This window comes from Pseudomonas saxonica (genome assembly GCF_007858365.1).
Lineage (GTDB): Bacteria > Pseudomonadota > Gammaproteobacteria > Pseudomonadales > Pseudomonadaceae > Aquipseudomonas > Aquipseudomonas saxonica.
The window spans coordinates 98,446-119,329 of sequence record NZ_VFIO01000010.1; the positions used below are offsets into that span (position 1 = coordinate 98,446).

The following is a 20,884-nucleotide window of genomic DNA, read 5'->3' on the forward strand; positions in this document are numbered from 1 at the left end:
TCGGCAGGGAGTCCACATGGCGAAGAAATCCGCTTCGGCAAGCTTTATCAAAGACCCGCTCTGGTACAAGGACGCGGTGATTTACCAAGTGCATATCAAGTCATTTTTCGATTCCAATAATGACGGTATCGGCGATTTTCCTGGATTGATCAGCAAGCTCGATTACATTGCCGAGCTGGGGGTCAACACCCTCTGGTTGCTGCCGTTCTATCCCTCGCCACGGCGCGACGATGGCTATGACATTGCCGACTATCGTGGGGTCCACCCCGACTACGGCACATTGGCCGACGTCAAACGCTTTATCAAGGAAGCCCATGCGCGCGGCTTGCGAGTGATCACTGAACTGGTGATCAACCATACCTCCGATCAACACCCGTGGTTCCAGAAGGCCCGGCACGCCAAAGCCGGCTCTAAAGCCCGGGATTATTATGTGTGGTCGGACACCGATGAAAAGTACGACGGCACGCGGATTATCTTCCTCGACACCGAAACCTCGAACTGGACGTGGGACCCGGTGGCCGGCCAGTACTTCTGGCACCGGTTTTACTCCCATCAGCCAGACCTCAATTTCGACAATCCGCAGGTCATGAAAGAAGTGCTGGCGGTGATGCGCTATTGGCTGGACATGGGCATTGATGGCCTGCGTCTGGATGCCATCCCGTATTTGATCGAACGCGACGGCACCAACAACGAAAACCTGCCAGAAACCCACCAGATACTGAAGCAGATCCGCGCCGAAATCGATGCCCATTACCCCGACCGCATGTTGCTGGCCGAGGCCAATCAGTGGCCTGAAGACACCCAGCAATATTTCGGCGACAGCGACGGCATCAATGGCGATGAATGCCATATGGCCTTTCACTTCCCGCTGATGCCGCGTATGTACATGGCACTGGCGCAGGAAGATCGCTTCCCGATTACCGATATTTTGCGCCAAACCCCGGAAATACCTGCGAACTGCCAGTGGGCAATTTTTTTGCGCAACCACGATGAACTGACGCTGGAGATGGTCACCGACAAGGAGCGCGATTACCTCTGGAACTACTACGCCGCTGACAAGCGCGCCCGCATCAACCTGGGTATTCGTCGACGTCTGGCACCGTTAATGGAGCGCGATCGCCGCCGCATCGAATTGCTCAACAGTTTGCTGCTGTCGATGCCCGGAACGCCGACCCTGTATTACGGCGACGAAATCGGCATGGGTGACAACATTTACCTGGGCGACCGCGATGGCGTACGCACGCCCATGCAGTGGACGATTGACCGCAACGGCGGTTTCTCGCGGGCCAACCCGGCCAGCCTGGTATTGCCGCCGATCATGGACCCGCTGTATGGCTATCAGTCGGTTAACGTGGAAGCGCAGTCGGGTGATCCGCACTCCTTGCTCAACTGGACCCGTCGTCTGTTGGCTGTGCGCAAGCAGCAAAAAGCCTTCGGCCGTGGCACCTTGAAAATGCTCTCGCCGAGCAATCGACGCATTCTGGCCTACATCCGCGCGTTCACCGACAGCGACGGCAAGACCGAAACCATTTTGTGCGTGGCCAATGTGTCACGCAGTGCCCAAGGGGTCGAACTGGATCTGTCCGAGTTTGCGGGCCGTGTGCCGGTTGAAATGATCGGCGGTAACGCCTTTACGCCCATTGGCCAGACACCATTCACACTGACGCTGGCGCCTTATGGGTTTTTCTGGTTTCTGCTGGCCAGCGAAAACCAGATGCCCGGCTGGCACACTGAGCCTTCGCAAAGCTTGCCGGAGCTGGTGACGCTGGTGCTCAAAAACGGCCTCACAGATGTGCTCAAACAACCTGTAAGCACGGTGCTGGAGCAGACTGTGCTGCCGAGCTGGTTGCCCAATCGTCGTTGGTTCGGGCACAAAGAGACGCCCATTGAGCAGGTCACTATTGTGTACGGCGCGGCCTTTGGCGAGGCTGAATCGCCGGTATTACTGACGGAGCTGGAGGTCATGTGTGCCGGTCAGCCGCACCGTTACCAAGTGCCCTTGGGCGCAATGGGTGAGGAGCAACCCAATTCTGCAGTGGCCCAACAGGTCGTATTGTCGCGCTTGCGCCGCGGACGCCATGTCGGTTTTCTGACCGATGCGTTCAATCTGGAGCCCTTTGTACACGCCGTGTTATCGAGCCTGAAAAAAGGCCAGACGATCAGCAGCAGTGCCGGTGACATTCACTTCAGCGTAACGGATCAGATGGCCACGCTGGGCCTCGATGAGCACAGTGAGGTGCGTTACCTCACGGGCGAACAGTCAAACAGCTCGGTGGTGGTGGGCGGGGTGTTGGTGCTCAAACTGCTGCGCCAACTCCACAGCGGCCCGCACCCCGAACTGGAAATGGGGCGTTTCCTGACGCGCGCCGGTTATCCGAATATGTCCCCGCTGCTCGGGTCAGTGCTGCGCCGTGATGCTCAGGGTGAGGACACGTTGCTGATGATTGCCCAAGGGTATTTGAGCAATCAGGGAGATGCCTGGAGCTGGACCCACAACACCCTTGAGCGAGCGATTCGCGACGAACTGGCAGATGCCCGATCCGAGCACGAACAGCATTACAACGCGTTGAGCGAGTTGGCTGAGTTTGCCCGTGTGCTGGGCCAGCGACTGGGTGAGATGCATACCGTATTGGCACAAGCCCGCGACAACCCTGACTTTGCGCCGCACACCACCACACTAAAAGACAGTCAGCGCCTGGCCACGCATATTACGGCGCAGGTCAAGCACGCCCTGCAACAGCTCAAGGCACACCTGAACGATTTGCCCGCCGCCGATCAACAGCGCGTCAAGCACCTGATCGATCAACAGGGCGCAATCAACGCCCACATCCAGCAACTGGCTGCCGATACCCAAGGCGGGCTGAACATCCGCGTGCATGGCGACTTGCATCTGGGACAAGTACTGGTGGTGCAGGGCGATGCGTTCTTTATCGACTTCGAAGGCGAGCCGTCGCGTTCCCTGACCGAGCGGCGAGCCAAACACAGTCCCTACAAGGACGTCAGCGGATTATTGCGTTCTTTTGACTACGCCGGTGCAATGGCGATCAGTAACGTGCAACAGGCGGATCACTCGCCCGAGGCAGACGATGCGCGGCAACGGGTCGTAGAGCGCTACTTAAATGATGCGCGTCATGCTTTGATCGATGCATATCGGCTGGCAACAGCTAGCCTTAGTCCTGAATGGACTTCGCCACGCGGTCACGATGCTGCGCTGGCGCTCATGAGCCTGGAAAAGGCGGCCTACGAAGTTATCTATGAAGCAGCCAATCGGCCGACGTGGTTGCGCGTGCCCTTGCAAGGTTTAAGCGAGCTGCTTGCTCACTTGCCAAGCAGGGCCAAGCCTTTACCGGATGGAGAGAAGTAATGAGTTCTAGCAAGGATCTGGGGGCAGGAAAACAGGCACTATTGCCTGAGCAACAGGATATTGAGGCGTTGATCAGCGCCCAGCATCGTGATCCGTTTGCCGTATTGGGGCCACATCCGGACGGGCAGGGCGGGCAGATTATTCGCGCGTTTCTGCCCGGTGCATTGAGTGTCAAGGTGGTTGCCCGCGACAGCGACGACCTGCTTGGCAGCTTGCACGGCACAGACGTGGCAGGTCTGTTCGCCGCTCATTTCGATCACACGCAACCCTACCGCCTGCGTATCAACTGGGCGGGTGCCGAGCAGACCAGTGAAGACCCTTACAGCTTTGGCCCTTTGCTGGGCGAAATGGATTTATACCTGTTCGCCGAGGGTAATCACCGCGACTTGAGCAGTTGCCTGGGCGCCCAGGTGATGAGTGTCGACGGCGTACCGGGTGTGCGGTTTGCGGTCTGGGCACCGAATGCCCGACGGGTGTCGGTGGTCGGCGATTTCAACATCTGGGATGGCCGTCGCCACCCCATGCGCCTGCGTCATCCGAGCGGCGTATGGGAGATTTTTATACCGCGCCTTGAAGCCGGTGAAGCGTACAAGTACGAAATCCTTGGCGAGCACGGCATTTTGCCGCTCAAGGCCGACCCCATGGCGCTGGCAACCCAGCTGCCGCCCGATACAGCGTCCAAAGTCGCATCGCCACTGGCGGTGGACTGGCAGGACTCGGCCTGGATGGAGGGTCGCGCCGAGCATCACCGTCACGACAAGCCGCTGTCCATCTATGAGCTGCACGTGGGTTCCTGGCAATGCGAAGTCGACGATGTGGGCGACATCGCGCGTCAGTACACCTGGCATGAACTGGCTGAACGGCTGATCCCCTATGTGACACAGCTGGGCTTCACCCATATTGAATTGATGCCCATCATGGAGCATCCGTTTGGTGGGTCGTGGGGTTATCAGCCGTTGTCGCAGTACGCCCCCACGGCCCGTTATGGTTCCCCTGATGATTTCGGTGCGTTCGTCAATGCCTGCCATGTGGCCGGCATTGGCGTGATTCTCGACTGGGTGCCGGCGCACTTTCCCAATGATGCCCACGGGCTGGCGCAATTTGACGGCACGGCGCTGTATGAATACGCCAACCCGCTGGAAGGCTTTCATCAGGACTGGAACACGCTGATTTACAACCTGGGCCGCACCGAAGTGCATGGTTTTATGCTGGCCTCGGCATTGCACTGGCTAAAGCACTTCCACATTGATGGGCTGCGGGTTGATGCTGTGGCGTCGATGTTATATCGCGACTACTCGCGTAAAGCCGGTGAGTGGGTGCCTAACCGCTTTGGCGGGCGGGAAAACCTTGAAGCCATTGATTTTTTACGTCACCTCAACGACGTGGTTGCACTGGAAGCGCCGGGTGCGTTGATGATTGCCGAAGAATCGACGGCCTGGCCTGGCGTCAGCCAGAGTACCGCCCATGGAGGGTTGGGGTTTTCGTACAAATGGAACATGGGCTGGATGCATGATTCGCTGCACTACATTCAGCAAGACCCGCTCTACCGAGCCCATCACCACAACGAGCTGAGCTTCGGCCTGGTGTACGCCTGGAGCGAGCGTTTTATCTTGCCTATCTCCCATGATGAAGTGGTGCATGGCAAGCATTCGCTGATCGACAAAATGCCTGGGGATCGCTGGCAGAAGTTTGCCAACTTGCGGGCTTATCTGAGTTTCATGTGGACGCACCCGGGCAAGAAGTTGCTGTTTATGGGGTGTGAGTTCGGCCAGTGGCGTGAATGGAATCACGATCAGCAACTTGACTGGTATTTGCTGCAATACCCGGAGCACCAGGGTGTGCAGAAGTTGGTGGGGGATTTGAACCGGCTCTATCGCGAGTATCCGGCGTTGCATGATCAGGATGATGCCCCGCAGGGTTTTCAGTGGTTGATTGGTGATGATGCGACCAACAGTGTTTATGCCTGGTTGCGCTGGAGCAAGGAAGGCTCGCCGCTGTTGGTGGTGGCTAACTTTACCCCGGTGCCGCGTGAGGGGTATCGCATTGGGGTGCCTTTCGCGGGGACGTGGCATGAGGTGTTAAACAGCGATGCGGGGCTGTATGCCGGGTCTAATTATGGCAATGGTGGTGGGGTCGTCAGTGATGACTTGCCCAGCCATGGTCAAGGGTGTTCGGTGGCGTTGAATTTACCGCCGTTGGGGGTTTTGGTGTTGCAGCCGCAGAGGTGATAAAGCGGGCCGCTTTGCGGCCCATCGCAGCCTTCGGCAGCGGCTACAGGGAGTTGTAGCCGCTGACGAGGCACGAAGGCTGCGATCGAGCGCGTAGCGGTCGTAATGCTTTTGACTGTAGGTGTGCCCTCCCGGTGATTCGGGAGGTTTCGTACAGGGTTGTCGATTGAGATGGCTGGGGCGCGGGCCTATAGTCAGCGCTCGCATTAAGCGACCGGAGTACGCTGGCCAATTGAAGGCTTCGAGTACATATCCATTATTGGCGTCTAGCTGAAGTAATGGTTACGCCCTTACGGCGTGTCACTTTGCAAAAGCCGAGTGTCGGACCATGACAAAGTAACCAAAACGCTTCCGCCCCCGCGTACGGCCCTCGCAGCTCTCCCGGCATCCATGCCGGTCGACCCACTCCGCGAAACCTCCTTTCGGCCTCCCGAAGGGGCGGCAGATCAAGATCACAAGCCAGATCAAAAGCAGGTGGCTAGCCCGCGTTTTATAAGTGAACCTCTACCGACAACGGTAAATGATCCGATAAATGCGACCACGGTTTGCCTCCCAGGATCATCGGGTTTTGACCCGTCGCATTGCGCAGGTAAACCCTATCCAGCCTCAGCATCGGAAACCGAGCCGGGTAGCTCTTGGCCAGTTGGCCGTGGTGACGCTGGAATACTTCATGCAAGTCGTCACGCTGTAACAACGTAGCATTGCCTTGCAGTTTCCAATCGTTAAAGTCCCCCGCAATGATGACCGGGTCACTGGGTGGCAAGGATTTGAGCAGTTGGTTAAGCAGCACGATTTGCAACTGCCGATGGCTCTCCAGCAAGCTCAGGTGCACGCAAATCGCATGCACTTGGTTATGCCCCGGCACGTCCAGTACACAGTGCAGCAGCCCGCGCCGTTCAGGGCCTGTGATGGAAACATCAAGGTTGCGATAGGACTTGATCGGGAATTTGGACAGCACCGCGTTGCCGTGGTGACCACCGGGATAGACCGCATTGCGGCCGTAGGCAAAGTCAGTCCACATGCTGTCGGCCAAAAATTCATACTGCGAAACCGCCGGCCACGCGTCATAACGCGAGGCGTGTTTGTCATGTTCGCCCAGCACTTCCTGTAAAAATACGACGTCAGCGCCGGTGGCACGCACGGCTTCGCGAAGCTCCGGCAGGATGAAGCGTCGATTTAATGCGGTAAAGCCTTTGTGCATGTTGACCGTGAGCACTTTGACTCGGTGTACGGCCGGCGCCGTTTCAGGCGCCGGCGACTCGATGGGGTTGCCAACAATATCAAGCGTCATGGTCTCTCCTGTGCGTTGAATCACGTTCGACCCGGTACACGCCCGGCCGTTCGGCGCACAGGCAGTTATAGCGTATCGGGACGCGAGTCCAGTTGATGTTGATCAGGTGCAGGCAACGCTAGCAGGGACTTGAGGTAATCGCCAAAACCCCCCGCAGCTCGACAATCCAATCGGGCGCTGGTGGTCACTTTGGGCCGGTGACTCCAGGCGATGCTTGCACCGCAGGCTTGTAGCCGTTTCACTAATTGAACATCTTCATGGCAGCTCAGGGCCTCAAAACCGCCCGCTTGCCGGTAGGCACGGGCGCTGATTCCCAGGTTGGCCCCATGAATGTGCCGGTGCCCGTCGCAGGCTTCGTATGCCGCGTGGTAACGCGCTTGGGCAGGCGCGTCGATCAGGGTGCCCCAATCGTCCACGGCCACCGTGCCGCATACCGCATCGCTGTTAAGCGCCAGTTGCGCAACCAGCCAGTCTTCAGCAACCAGGCTGTCGGCGTCGGTGCAGGCGATCCAGCGCGCACCTTGTTTGAGCAACCATTGCGCCCCCAGGCTGCGAGCAGCCCCGACATTGCGGGCCTGGATGTGCAGCACGTGGATGGGGAATTCAGCGGCTATTTCAGCCGAACGGTCGCTGCAACTGTCCAGCACCAGCACCACGCTCACGGTTTCGCCGTTAAGACGCGGGTGACGCCCCGCCGCCAACGCGGCTTGCAGGCACTGCGCGAGCAGGTCCTGCTCATTATGGGCCGGGATCAAAATGCCAATCATCGCAGGCCCTCCCGCCGTGCCACTGAGATAGGGGCGCGGCTCCAGACTTCAAGCACGAAGTCGTCTTCGAGGTGCTGGGCCAGGCGGTATAAACCCAGTGTGTCGTGCAGCAGGCCATGCACTTCATCACCGGTCAGTGAGCAGCCCTCAATGGCAGGGCGCCAATGGCACGCCAAAAAGTGTCCGTCAGCGCTCAAGCTGCTCAACACCCGATCAACCAAACGGTGCAGCGCCTGCGCATCGAGGTAGTAACCCAGTTCGCTGAGCACGATCAGTTCGAACTGTTCGGCGGGCCAATGTTCCGGTATGCGGCTCTGCTCCACGTGGGCGTGGGCGCAATGACTCAAACGCTCACGCGCCAGTTCAACCGCTTTGGCGGCCGCGTCGCAGCACAACAAACGGTCGGTACGTTGGGCCAGCCCCGCACTCAGTTCGCCATTGGCACAGCCCAGTTCGTAAATTGACCCATAGTGCTGGCGCGGCAGGCTGGCCAGGGTGAGCGCGCGTTTGCGCTGCTCGTACCAACGATCACGGAAGGCCCAGGGGTCGGGGTTTTGCTCATAAAGCTGATCGAAAAAAGTGGTCGGCACACTCATGTTTCACTCCTGTATAAACACGACTTCGAACGGTTGCAGCAAACGCTCCAGTACAGGCGCGGGCAAAACAGCTTCCAGTCCGGTGCTCGGGTCTTGTTCCAATTGGCTGGTAAACGCCTGCGCCGCGTAGCGTTTGCGGGCGATGGCATAAGGGCTCAAGCACACTTTGCGTGCACGCTTCCAGGGCACTCGGGGGTCGTCATTATGGGCCCAGTGCCAAGCCCAGATGGGCACTTCGTGCAAGGTCGCACCGACGGCTTTGGCGGCTCGACTGCTGGCACGGCCCACCGCATCGTGGTCGCTGTGACCGTCTTCTCGCCACGTGGCGAATACCACATCGCCGGGTCGCAAGTGCTGTTTGATGAATGCACTCACGGCGTCCTCGCAGGTCGCGACCTGGGTGTCTTCAAACCCGCCGCGCACCCAGTTCAATCCGCTGAGGCCCAAACGGGTCAAGGCCTCTTCGGATTCCTGTGGGCGAACCTGGCGCAGCCGCTCCGCAGGCCATGCCGTTGACCCCGGATGACTGGCCGTGCCGTCCGTGATCGAAATCAACAGCAGTGAGCGACCGGCAGCGTGCAGCAATTGCAGCAAACCGCCGCAGCCCAGAATTTCATCATCAGGGTGCGGGGCGATAATCACGGCACGAGCGCCGTCGGGCACCAGACGGGTCAGGTCGATTGGCCGCATGTCCGCCAGACACCGGGCATTGCGCCAGTGATCCAGCCCGGTGCCTGCACCCACAATCAGGTTGGTGGTCATAGTGGCCATTCCCTTTCAGGCAGCAGGGCCGCCTGTTCGCCGAGCGCTTGCAGGTCGCGCTCGGCATGGCTTTGGCGCAGATAGACCGGCAAATCGGCACTCAGGCGGGCAAAGTGCGGGTTTTTACAATATGGGCCCGCGCCCAACGCCCGGCCTACGTGAGCGATCACCTGTTCGACGCAGGTTTCAACGTGGGCGCGAGTTTGGCGCGCCAATAATTGCGCGTCGGCCGTGGGCTGCTCGTCCACTTGCCGGGCACATTCGGCGAATACGCAGGTGGCGCTGAACAAGGCAGCATTCACCGCTCCCAGATGGGCCAGTGCATGGGGGTCGGCGCGCTGGCTACAGTGGTGTTGCAGGGCGTGGGCCAACGCGCTGGCGGCGCCATGCCAGCAGGCGGCAATGCCAATCGCACCTTGCCAGAAGCCGGGGCGCTGCAAATAGTCGCCGGGGCCACCGATACAGATCGCTGGCGCCTGTTCAAAATGCACATCGAGACTGGCCGTGGCGCTCATGCCGACGGCTTCCCAGCCGTGGGCGGTGATGCTGATCTGCGGTTGGTGCATCTCGACTGCCACCAGTTGCACCGCGCCCTGTTCATCCCAGGCAGTCAACAACCCGTGGCTGACCACCGCCGCACCTGAACACCACGACTTGCGGCCGTTGAGCACGACTTGCCCGTTGACCCTGCGCACCTGCACCCGGGCATTGGGCGGCTCTGCGGCCCACAGCCCCCAGGTGCTGCCTGCGGGCGGACGCTGCGCATGCAATTCCTGCATGGTCGCCAGCGCGTCCGTATGGCCCTCATAGAGTTTGCACAAGCCCAAATCGTTGCTCGCCACGTACGCCAGCCGCTGCCAGCGCTCCAGAGTGCGACCGCTGCCCGGTAAGGGCAGGGTGTCGAGCCCGGCATCGGCCATTTTTTGCAAGCAGTCGCCCAGCGCCTGCGCAGTGGTCAGGGGCAGGGTGACGGTCTTGAAAAAACCGTGCAGATCCATGGTCAGTCCTCGTCGGTGTGGATCAGCTCGAACAGCGCCATCGAGCGCCCATTGAGGCTGTAAGTGCTGTTGAAGGCCAAGGTGTCGCGGTTTTTGAAGTCGGGGTCGAAGGTGTCGAACTTGCAGGTCCAGCCTGAACCTTCGGGCACTTCAGGCAGGATGAAGTCGACGCTGTCATGTTGCGCGTTGACTGTGATCAACAGCGTGGCATCGGCCCCGGCGCGCTGCACACCGGACACTTGAGCGCGACCGTCGAGCAGGATCCCCAGGCAGCGACCGTTGGGGTCTTGCCACTGTTCAATGCTCATTTCGGTGCCTTCAGGGGCCAGCCAGGTCACATCTTTGATGCCCAGCTCTTCGTTGTAATGGCCAACCAGAAACAGGCCACGGCGCAAGATGGGGTAGCTCATGCGCAGCTTGATCAGGCGTTTGACGAACTTGAGCAGCGACTTGCCGTCAGCGTCCAGTTCCCAGTTGATCCAGCCAATTTCGCTGTCCTGGCAGTACGCATTGTTGTTGCCGTTCTGGGTGCGGGCGAACTCGTCACCGGCAACGATCATGGGTGTGCCCTGGGCCAGTAACAGGGTGGCGAAGAAGTTGCGCATCTGGCGCAAGCGCAGGGTGTTGATGTCTTCGTCTTCGGTGGGGCCTTCGACACCGTGGTTCCACGACAGGTTGTTATTGCTGCCGTCCTGGTTGTTCTCGTCGTTGGCTTCGTTGTGCTTGTCGTTGTAAGACACGAGATCGTGCAGGGTGAAGCCATCATGGGCGGTAATGAAGTTGACCGAGGCGTAAGGGCGCCGTCCGCGCTGGTTATACAGTTCACCGGAGGCGGTCATGCGCGCGGCGAAATCGGCCAACTGACCTTCATCGCCTTTCCAGAAGGCGCGAACGGTGTCGCGAAAACGGTCGTTCCATTCTGCCCAGCCCGGTGGGAAACCGCCCACCTGATAACCGCCGGGGCCACAGTCCCAAGGCTCGGCAATCATTTTCACCTGACGCAGCAACGGGTCCTGGCGGCAGGCCACCAGAAAGCTGTGCCGTTCGTCAAAGCCGTCGTGGTAACGCCCCAGAATGGTGGCCAGATCGAAGCGGAAGCCGTCGACGTGCATCTCCTGCGCCCAGTAGCGCAACGAGTCGGTGACCATTTGCAGCACACACGGGTGGCTCAGGTCCAGCGTGTTGCCGGTGCCGGAGTCGTTGATGTAATAGCGATTGTCATCGGGCATCAGACGGTAGTAAGAGGCATTGTCGATCCCGCGCATGGACAGGGTCGGGCCTTGTTCATTGCCTTCGGCCGTGTGGTTGTAGACCACGTCCATGATGACTTCCAGCCCGGCTTCGTGCAGGTGCGCGACCATTTCCTTGAACTCGGCAATTTTGCCGCTGGCCAGGTAACGCGGGTCGGGTGCGAAGAACGCAATGCTGTTATAGCCCCAGTAGTTGGTCATGCCTTTTTGCAGCAGGTGCTGGTCATTGACGAAGGCATGAATGGGCAGCAGTTCGACGCTGGTAACCCCCAGTTTGCGGATGTGTTCGATGACTTCATCGACCATCAGGCCGGCAAAGGTGCCGCGCACATTTTCCGGCACTGCGGGGTGTTGCATGGTGATGCCGCGCACGTGGGTCTCGTAGAAAATCGTGCGTTCCCATGGCACCACCAGGCGATGGTCGTGGCCCCAGGTGTGGGCCGGGTCGATCACTTTGCACTTGGGTACGAAGGGGGCGCTGTCGCGTTCATCGAAGCTCAGGTCTGCGTCGGGGTGGCCGATGGTGTAGCCGAACAGGGCTTCTGACCATTTCAGCTCACCAACCAGTTGCTTGGCGTACGGGTCAATCAGCAGTTTGTTGTGGTTGAAACGATGGCCATTTTTGGGGTCATAGGGGCCGTACACGCGGTAGCCGTAGATTTGCCCCGGATGGGCATCGGGCAAGTAGCCGTGATAGGTCTCATCGGTGTATTCGGGCAGTTCAATACGTTCCAGTTCCACTTCGCCAGTGGAGTCGAACAGGCACAGTTCGACTTTGGTGGCGTTGGCTGAGAACAACGCAAAATTAACACCTAGCCCGTCCCAGGTAGCGCCAAGCGGGAAGGGCAGCCCTTCGCGAATGCGCGAGGGTTCAACGTCCGGTGTTGCAGGGGGTGCTGACTTGCGCTGAGACATAGGTGCTCCTGGGTGATCGGGTCGTGTCGCCAATGACGGGCAATAAGTGCCCGTCAGGCGTTATGGTCCTGTTGTAAGTGACGCGCTAGCGTTACGTGAGCAGCGTTAAGGCGTGGCCGGCTTGCGCGGTGCCCGTGGCTTTTTAGCGGCGGCTACCTTGGCAGCAGGCTTGGCCGCTGCCTTGGCAGGCGCTTTGGCCGCTTGGGGCTTGGCTGGGGCGAGTGCCTCGGCCTGCGCCAGTTTGTGCGCCATCTCCCAATGCTTGGCTTCCTGCCCATGGGGCCGTCCTTCGGACTCCCAGATTTGATAAGCCAATTCACGAATGCGTTTTTCGTTAGTACTCATCGCAAAGCTCCTGAACTCAAGTGTTGATCATGAGGGTGACGGGGAAGGTGTCCAGAGCGTCGCTGACCCTTAGCGTCCTATTTGTAGTGACTGCGGGCGAGTCAAAAAATCCCTTAAATTTGAGATCTATTCCGTCGAACGGTAGTTCGATGAAGGTTTCACTCCAAATGGGTGTTTTTCCAAGCGTTAATGTATGTTTTTGGGTGTAATTGGCGATAAGTCGAGGAACGACGATGACAGCCACTTGCTCATTCCATTGACGGGCAAACGCCACCAGGTGATCGGCATTTTCTCCGCGTACCTCCAGCGGTATATAACGCCCCCGGCTGAACAACTGCGGGTGACGGGCGCGCAGGTTGAGCGTGCGGGCAATCATGGCCTGCTTGACAGCGCCGCTGCGCCAGTCAGCGAGCAGGGCCTGCGGGCTGAGGTCGGCATCGAGCATCTGTTGATGGTGGGCATAGTCCACCGGACGTCGGTTGTCGGGGTCGACCAGGCTCAAGTCCCACCCTTCGCAGCCTTGGTAAATATCCGGGATGCCGGGGCTGGTGAGTTTCAGCAGGCATTGGGCCAGGCCGTTGAGCGCTCCGGCCGGAGCGATGCATTGCGCGGCCTCATACAACTCGGTGCGCAAGCTCAAGCCTTCGGGTTGCAGCAGCAGTCGCTCGATAAAGGCCTTGACCGCTTGCTCATAAGGCTCGTTGGGTGCCGCCCATTGGCTGTCGAGTTTGCTTTCACGCAGGGCCTTGAGTTGCCACTGCCAAATGCGTTCGTGGTAGCGCTCCAGGCCGGGCCTGTCATCCGGGTGCAAATCCAGAGGCCAACTGCTGAGGATGATTTGAAACAGCATCAACTCATCAACGCGGTTCGGGTCTGGCGGATCGACCTGCAGTTGCCGCGCCAGCGGCAGCCAGCGGGCAACGCATTGCGCATACCAGTCGCTGCGTTCACTGAGTACCGCCAACCGCGCTCGGCAGTCTTCGCCGCGCTTGTGGTCATGGGTGGCGGTGGCCAGCAGGTTGTCAGGGAAACTCGCCAGACGCGTTTCACAGGCGTGATGAAACGTCTCGACGGGTGCGCTGAAGCATTCGGCATTGAAGCCCACGTCATTACGCGACAGCAATCGCCCGTAGCGATAGAAGGCTGTGTCTTCCACGGCCTTGGCGGCCGTGGGAGAGGTCAATTGCTGAAAGCGCACGCAGGCCTGCTTGAGCAATGTGCGCGAGCGCCCCACCGGGCGGCTGCGCCAAGGGGCGCCGCCGAGCCACTGTTGCAGGTGCTCGAGCACTGGCCAGTCAGCTTCGCTCAAGCGTTCGCGTGCACCTGCAAGTGCCTGCTCAAACACTGCATCATCCGCCTCACTGCGGCCAGCGGCGGTGATGTAGGTGCGGTACACCGGGAAGTGGATCACCAGCGCTTGCAAGGCTCGGCGAATGGCGCCCAGAGTCAGGTCCCGGGTCATGATGTCGCTGCGCGCAACGTCCTGCAGGGCCAGCGCCACCCGTTCGAAGTCGCCCGCCAGTGCACCGTTGAGGGTCTGTTTGCGTGCCAGCAGCGCTTCGGTCTTGAAGTCGGCAGGCCGGTGGCTGTGGGCGGCCCACAACAAGGCCAGCGCTTGTTCGCCGTCAGGCTGATGTTGCAGCAGCGAGACCTGATTCATGAACTCGTAGCCGGTAGTACCGTCCACTCCCCAATCGGTGGGCAGTTGTTCTTGGCCCCCGAGGATTTTTTCGACATAGATCGGTACATGCCGATCTGGGCTGAGGCTGTCGATCCGGCGCCTGAGTTTGCGGCAATAACCGCCGGGGTCGGCGAGGCCGTCGATGTGGTCGACGCGTACACCGTCAACCAGGCCCTCGGCGATCAGGTCGAACAGTTTGCCGTGTGTGGCCTCAAACACCGTGGCCCGCTCGACGCGTAAACCGGCCAGTTCGTTGACATCAAAAAAGCGCCGCCAGTTGATGTCGTCTGCCGCCGTGCGCCAACTGGCCAGTCGCCAGGACTGCCTTTCGAGCAATTGATGCAGGCGCGCAAAACCTTCGGAGCTGTGTGAGTCGTAACGCAGCAAGTGCTGCTCGATGGCGGCGACGGTGGTGGGCGAGCGGCCCAACTCGGCCAGTTGGCGGTGCAACGCCGCCGCTTGATCGCGGGGATTGCCAAACTGGGTCAGTGCTGCAAATTCTTGGGCCAACGCCTGTAGTTCGGGTAAGTGAGTGGCACTCAGCAGCGCCGGGTAATCCAGTGGGCAAATCGGGAAATGATGCGGGCCGTGCTCGGCGTGAAACGTCCCCTGCTGGGCGTTGAAACGCAGGGCAATGCCGCCCGCTTGCAGAGTGGGGCCATAGTCGTCGCCCAGAAACGGCAATAACAGCACCCCCTCCAGGAGCGGGTCGGCTGAGTGCCACTGAATGTCGAAAAACTCCGCATAGGGGCTGGCCCGCCCCCAGGCCAGCAAGTCCAGCCACCACGGGTTATCGGCGCCGCCTACGGCCATATGGTTGGAGACGATGTCGAGCAGCAACCCCATGTTGTGGGCGCGCAGTTCGGCCACCAGTCGGCGCAACGCGTCTTCACCGCCCAGCGCCGGGCTGACGTGGGTGGGGTCGACCACATCGTAGCCATGCATTGAGCCTTCGCGGGCTGTCAGCAAAGGTGACGCATAGAGGTGGCTGATGCCCAGACGGGCAAAGTAGGGCACCTGTTCGCGAGCGTCGTCCAAGGTAAAACCGGCATGGAATTGCAGGCGCATGGTCGCGCGCCAGTCCACGGCCGCGTGGCGGCTCACTGATCGCGCTCCTGTGCTTGCAGGCGTGCGCAGGCCAATAATTCCAGACGGCGTGCCACCTCTGCAGAGTCGAGCAAGGTTTCAGCGTCGGCGGGGAGTCGGCGCTGCCAGTTCGGATGAGTACTCACGGTACCCGGCAGGTTGGGCTGTTCCTCAAGGCCCAATGCATCTTCGATGGGCAGCAGCACCAATGGAGCCCGGGTGTGCCCGAGAAAACGGGCGCTGGCATCGAGTACTTGATCAGCGCCGCTGGATTCGTCCTGAAAGTTTTGCGGGTCCTGACTCAGGGCGCGATGCAAGCCGTCGCGTTCATGTTGCCGGTGTTCGCGCCAGTGCGTTGCGGTGGGCTCATCGACCATGCCCAGTCGCAGATTCCAATCGATGTCGCGCCCCAGCCACCAGCCGTTGAGCGTCGGTAAGTCATGGGTGCTGGTGGTGGCCAGCGCGTTGTCGGGCCAGTCGAGGATGGGCCTGAAGCGTGCGCCGTAATCCTGCTCGAAGAGCAACACGCGCATGCCGAGGATGGCACGTTCACTGAGCTTTTCACGCAGGCCGTCAGCCACGGTGCCCAGGTCTTCGCCCAGCACAATGACGCGATGACGCACCGACTCCAGGGCCAGCAAACGCAGCATGTCTTCGACCGGGTAATACAGGTAGGCACCCTCATGGGGTTGTGCACCCAAGGGGATCACCCACAGCCGTTGCAAGCCCATTACGTGGTCAATGCGCAGCCCCCCTGCGTAGGCCATATTGGCGCGCAGCATTTCGATAAACGCGCGAAAGCCGTTGCGCTTCAGGCCATCCGGAGAGAAAGCAGATATTCCCCAGCCTTGGCCCTGGCGATTGAGCAGGTCAGGGGGAGCGCCCACGGTCAGTTGTGCGAGTAGTTCGTCCTGACGACACCAGGCTTGGCTGCCGCCACCATCAGCGCCCACGGCGAGGTCGGCGATCAGGCCAATGGCCATGCCGCTGGCGCGGGCCGCTTTGTGGGTGTGCGCCAGGCAGCGGGCAATCAGCCATTGGCAAAAGGCGAAGTAGCCAATGCTGTGCGCGTGCTCTTCGGCAAACACCAACAGCGCAGGGCTGTTGGGGTCGCGCCATTGTTCGGGCCACTGGCGCCAGTCCAGGCCTTGATGCTCGGCGACGTGTTGCGCTTGCAGGGCTTCAAAGCGGCAGTGGTTTTCGAGGGCCTCGCCCCCGTTGTCGCGAAATTGATTGAAGTCTTCGCGCAACGGTTGCTCGCCCAGCAGGAAGTCTTCGTACAGCTGGTGCAGCAGGGTGTTTTTGGCCGCGGTGGCGGCGGGCCAGTCGACCAGGGGCAGTTGTTCCAGCCTGCGAAGTTCGTCGGTCAGGCCGGTGGCTTCAATGGCTCGCTGCACGGCCACTTCACCCAGCACCATGGCGGGTGCGGCGTACAGGCTGTTGAAAAACAGTCGGCTGGACGGCGAGTAGGGGCTGTAACGGTAGGGGTCGCAACTGAACATGGCATGCATGGGGCTGATGGCCAGTGCATCGGCCCCGCGTTCACCGGCCGCTTTGGCAAACCGTTCAAGCGCCAGGCTATCGCCAAAGCCGCCTTCGCCTTCGCGCCTCAACGCATACAGTTGCACGCTCAAGCCCCAAGCCCGGGGTGTCTGGGTGTCGAGAGCATCGGCCATGCTGTAGCAGCGGGCCGGTGCGACGGCCAGAGTGAAGTGCTGATCATCCACTTGCGCGCGGTGGTAGCCCATCGGAATCATGCCGGGCAGATAGGCATCGGCGTCCAGTTGAATATCCAGTGATCCGCCCGTTTCCAGGTACACCACGCAGTGACTGTGGGGGGAGAAGTAGCGGGCCAGATCCAGACCTTTGCCTTCATCGGCGGTCAACAGGGGCGGCAGGCGTTTGTCTTGCTGTTCAAGCTGTAAATTCAACAGGCTGGTTTCAATCGCTGCGTTGCTGTCGGCGGGCAAGCCCAGACCGGCCAGTACCGCTTGCAGCACGTAAGGTTCGACGCGTTGCGGACGGCCGTTAGCGTCGACCCAATCCACGGCCAGACCTGCTCGGCCGGCGAGTATTTCAAGCTGTGATTCACTCATGGGCACTTTCCAGGAACGTGGGGTGATAAGGGCTGGGAACCAGAGAAACCAGCGCGCTGTAAGGCGCTAACAGGCCATGTTCGCTCAGGTGCGTGACCAACTGCGGCGGGGTTTGAAACACCACTTCGCCTTGGGCCGGGGGGTTATAAGCCACCGCTTGGGCGCTCAGGTTGAGGGCGATGTGCAGCACGCTGTGATCGCCCATGCGCCAGCGGGCAGCGACTGCGCCTGTCGCCAACACGTGAGCACCCAATGCCTGGGCACCGTCCAGACGGGGAATGATTGTGTGATGGCGGATGCGCAGCAGGTGTTGATACAGCGCGAGCATGCCCTGACGTTCTTCGTCATCGGCTTTTGGCAAAGAGGGGCGGGCGATCTCAAAGGTCGAGCGAAGATTGGGGTCGGGAATCAGTGGGGCGTGTTCACCTGAAGAAAAATGGCTGAAGGCGGCAAATTCTTTGCGCCGACCTTCGCACACAGCCTCTGCCAGCTCGCCGGTGTAGTCGGTAAAAAAGGTGAAGGGCTCGGGCGCGGCACTTTCGTCGCCCATGAACATCAGCGGAATCATCGGCGACAGGAGCAACAGCGCCGTGGCTGCGCGCAATGCCTGGGGCGGGCATAGCTGGTGCAAGCGTTCGCCAAAGGCGCGATTGCCGACCTGATCGTGGTTTTGCAAAAACAGCACAAAGGCGCTGGGCGGTAATTGACCGCTGGGCTCACCCCGGGCGTGACCGTGACGGTCTTTTTCACCCTGGAAAACAAAGCCCTGACTCAGGCAGCGCGCCAATTGCTGGCTGGTGTGTTGGGCAAATTCGGCGTAGTAGGCGTCGGTTTCTCCGGTCAGCAACACGTGCAGGACGTTATGGCCGTCGTCATTCCATTGCGCGTTGAAGTCTTTTTCCAGCAGAAAGGCCTGATTGAACTCATTTTCAAGCGTCAGCCACACATGCCGGGCTGGATCGACGCTTTGGCGCACTCGATGAGCCAGTTCTTGCATAAAGCCGGGATGGTTAATGGCATGCACCGCATCCAGACGTAGCCCGTCGATACGGTAATCGAGCAACCACATCAAGGCATTTTCAATAAAGAAATTGCGGACTTCCTCGCGCTCGAAATTGAGCCCGGCCCCCCACGGGGTGTGGTGTTGTTGGTTGAGAAACGCTTTGGCGTAGGTCGGTAAAAAATTGCCCTGCGGGCCAAAGTGGTTGTAGACCACATCGACAATCACCATCAGGCCCAAGCCATGCGCCTCATCGACCAGCGCTTTGAGGGCGCCGGGTGAGCCATAGGTGTCATGGGGCGCATAGGGCAGCGCGCTGTCATAGCCCCAATTGCGCTCACCGCTGTATTGCGCCAGCGGCATCAGTTCAATGGCTGTTATGCCCAGTTGCGCCAGACGCGGCAGCTGCTTGGCGACCTCGGCATAACCGCCAAACACACCCACATGCAGTTCATAAATGACGGCTTCATGCCAGGGCCGGCCTGTCCAGTGACGGTGGCGCCAAACGAACTCTTGCGGGTCTACCACCACGCTGTAACCGTCGATCCCGCCATCCTGGGCCCGAGAGGCCGGGTCGGGTACTTCGGTTGTGTCATTGATGCAGTAGCGATAACGAGTGCCTTTGGGGCATTCGACTTCACGTACAAACCAGCCGTCAGGTTCAGGTGAGAGGGCCACACAACGCCCGTCTTGAAGGGCGACGCTGACGCTGTGTGCGTCAGGTGCCCACAAGGCAAAACGTGTGTGGTGTGCATCCAGCAAGTGGGCGCCGTGGGGCCATGTTGCCAATGTCTGTGAAGGCATCGATAAAGGCCTCTTTAAGGACGTCAGGTGTGAGTAACTCTGCTCAGTGATTGGGCCACCAGTTGCTCATACAGCTCGGCATACGGTTCCACGGCCTGACACCAGTTGAAGGGTGCAGACATGGCGCGGCAACGCATGGCATTGAGCAGATCGGGAAAAGCAAACACCTTGAAAGCCCGACGCAAGGCGTTCTCATAGCTTTGAGCAGTGGATTCGTTAAACAGAAAACCGGTCACGCCATCTTCAATGGTGTCTGCCAGACCGCCGGTGTTACGCGCCACCGGCAGCGAACCGAAGCGTTGCGCGTACATCTGGCTCAAGCCGCAGGGTTCGTAACGAGAAGGCATCAATAAAAAGTCGCTGCCGGCGAAGATGCGACGAGCGTCGGTTTCATTGAAGCCAATGTTCACCCCCACTTGCCCAGGATGGCGCAGGGCAAGCTCACGCATGGCCTGCTCCTCTTCGGGTTCGCCTCGGCCGATGATGCACATCTGCCCACCCGACGCCACGATAAACCCGGCCACGGCTTCGGTCAGGTCCAGACCTTTCTGATACACCAGCCGAGATACCACGGCGAACAATGGCCCTTTGGACGGCTTTAAGTTAAACAGCTCGCGCACATGCTCGGTATTTCGGGCTTTACCCTCCCAGTCGCCGATGGCAAAGGGCGCGACCAGATGCGGGTCGGTGGAAGCTTCCCAACTTTCATCAATTCCGTTGGGAATGCCGCTGAGCAAGCCTTGCTGGGTTTTGCTGGAGAGAAAGCCATCCAGCCCGCAGCCGAATTCCGGGGTGGTGATTTCTTGCGCGTAAGTGGCGCTCACGGTGGTGATGTGGCTGGAATAGGCCATGCCCGCCTTGAGGTAGGAGAGTTTGCCGTAGAACTCCATGCCGTCCTGTTGCAGGGCATGGTGCGGGATGCCCAGTTCCGGGCAGCTGGCGCGGCTGAATACGCCTTGGTAGGCAAGGTTATGGATCGTAAACAGGGTCGGCGTACGTTGGCCGCGCCAATGCATATAGGCAGGCGTCAGCCCCGCAGGCCAGTCGTGAGCGTGTACCAGATCAGGCTGCCAGTGAATCTGCGCGAGATTGGCGGCGATGTCCGCTGCTGCCAGACCCAGACGGGCAAAGCGGATATGGTTGTCCGGCCAGTCACGGCCGTTGTTGGCGCCGTAAGGGCTGCCATCGCGCTCATAAAGCTCAGGGCAAATCAGGACATAGATGACCAAGCCATCTGTCATGTCCATGCGCCCGATTTTGCAGGCAGGCAAGGCGGCGTGGCCACCCAGCTCACCGATGACATGAATCGGGTTATCGCTGTGCAGCACTTGAGGGTAGCCAGGAATCAACACCCGCACATCATGCAGGTGGCGCATGGCCCTGGGCAGCGCGGCTGAGACATCGCCCAAGCCTCCAGTCTTGACCAGATCGGCAATTTCAGAGGTCACAAACAAGACTTTCTTTTTATTGGGGTTGGCGCTCCCTGCCGGTAGCACGACCTTGCTGGCAGGAGCGAGCTCAGACAACGAAATTCGGTCGACGGCAGGTAGCTCCAGCCGTTCATCTTGATTGGGCGCAGCAGCACTGATCATGACTCTCTCCCTTTATAGTTGTTGGCTAGCACTTTTCTTCCGGCAACCAATCACCCTTTTCCATTTGGGTGGTACACGCCATCGGATTAAGCCTGTGAGCGATGGCATG

13 protein-coding genes are annotated in these 20,884 nt (G+C 59.9%); 2 read left to right on the top strand and 11 right to left on the bottom strand.

What is annotated here, in order from left to right:
* Positions 1-16 precede the first annotated feature (16 nt).
* Positions 17-3,364 (top strand): maltose alpha-D-glucosyltransferase, encoded by a 3,348-nt coding sequence (treS, locus tag FJD38_RS20255; RefSeq protein WP_146387141.1) that lies wholly within the window; start codon positions 17-19, stop codon positions 3,362-3,364.
* Entirely contained in the window at positions 3,364-5,592 is a 2,229-nt protein-coding gene (glgB, locus tag FJD38_RS20260; protein WP_146387143.1) for a 1,4-alpha-glucan branching protein GlgB, read from the top strand. Before treS ends, glgB begins: the two co-directional genes overlap by 1 nt.
* A 490-nt stretch (positions 5,593-6,082) precedes the next feature.
* Here glgB and FJD38_RS20265 read toward each other — a convergent pair whose 3' ends face one another.
* The 11 genes from FJD38_RS20265 to glgA all read right to left on the bottom strand — a co-directional run bounded on the left by FJD38_RS20265 (position 6,083) and on the right by glgA (position 20,775).
* Complete coding sequence (locus FJD38_RS20265; RefSeq protein ID WP_146387145.1) at positions 6,083-6,883, bottom strand: endonuclease/exonuclease/phosphatase family protein; 801 nt, start codon at positions 6,881-6,883, stop codon at positions 6,083-6,085.
* Between the two features lie 65 nt (positions 6,884-6,948).
* Complete coding sequence (locus FJD38_RS20270; protein WP_122783664.1) at positions 6,949-7,650, bottom strand: glycosyltransferase family 2 protein; 702 nt, start codon at positions 7,648-7,650, stop codon at positions 6,949-6,951.
* The gene (locus tag FJD38_RS20275) at positions 7,647-8,246 is read right to left on the bottom strand and encodes a class I SAM-dependent DNA methyltransferase (protein WP_146387147.1); all 600 of its coding nucleotides are present in this window, start codon (positions 8,244-8,246) and stop codon (positions 7,647-7,649) included. The genes FJD38_RS20270 and FJD38_RS20275 overlap by 4 nt, the downstream gene beginning before the upstream one ends.
* 3 nt (positions 8,247-8,249) lie before the next feature.
* Positions 8,250-9,008, bottom strand: a complete 759-nt coding sequence (locus tag FJD38_RS20280; RefSeq protein ID WP_146387149.1) for a PIG-L deacetylase family protein — start codon at positions 9,006-9,008, stop codon at positions 8,250-8,252.
* Positions 9,005-10,006: an acyl-CoA dehydrogenase family protein gene (locus FJD38_RS20285; RefSeq protein ID WP_146387151.1), complete on the bottom strand. Its 1,002-nt coding sequence runs from the start codon at positions 10,004-10,006 to the stop codon at positions 9,005-9,007. Before FJD38_RS20285 ends, FJD38_RS20280 begins: the two co-directional genes overlap by 4 nt.
* 2 nt (positions 10,007-10,008) lie before the next feature.
* Positions 10,009-12,171 carry a glycogen debranching protein GlgX gene (gene glgX, locus FJD38_RS20290; protein ID WP_122783660.1) on the bottom strand — a complete coding sequence of 721 codons (2,163 nt, stop codon included), beginning with the start codon at positions 12,169-12,171 and terminating at the stop codon, positions 10,009-10,011.
* Between the two features lie 105 nt (positions 12,172-12,276).
* Entirely contained in the window at positions 12,277-12,516 is a 240-nt protein-coding gene (locus FJD38_RS20295; RefSeq protein WP_146387153.1) for a DUF2934 domain-containing protein, read from the bottom strand.
* A 16-nt stretch (positions 12,517-12,532) separates the two neighbouring features.
* Entirely contained in the window at positions 12,533-15,265 is a 2,733-nt protein-coding gene (locus tag FJD38_RS20300) for a malto-oligosyltrehalose synthase (RefSeq protein WP_146387202.1), read from the bottom strand.
* A gap of 32 nt (positions 15,266-15,297) precedes the next feature.
* On the bottom strand, positions 15,298-17,379 hold the full coding sequence (gene malQ / locus FJD38_RS20305) for a 4-alpha-glucanotransferase (protein ID WP_146387155.1): 2,082 nt from the start codon (positions 17,377-17,379) through the stop codon (positions 15,298-15,300).
* Entirely contained in the window at positions 17,372-19,183 is a 1,812-nt protein-coding gene (treZ, locus tag FJD38_RS20310; protein ID WP_146387157.1) for a malto-oligosyltrehalose trehalohydrolase, read from the bottom strand. Before treZ ends, malQ begins: the two co-directional genes overlap by 8 nt.
* Positions 19,184-19,206: 23 nt before the next feature.
* Positions 19,207-20,775: a glycogen synthase GlgA gene (gene glgA / locus FJD38_RS20315; RefSeq protein ID WP_146387159.1), complete on the bottom strand. Its 1,569-nt coding sequence runs from the start codon at positions 20,773-20,775 to the stop codon at positions 19,207-19,209.
* Positions 20,776-20,884: the final 109 nt, after the last annotated feature.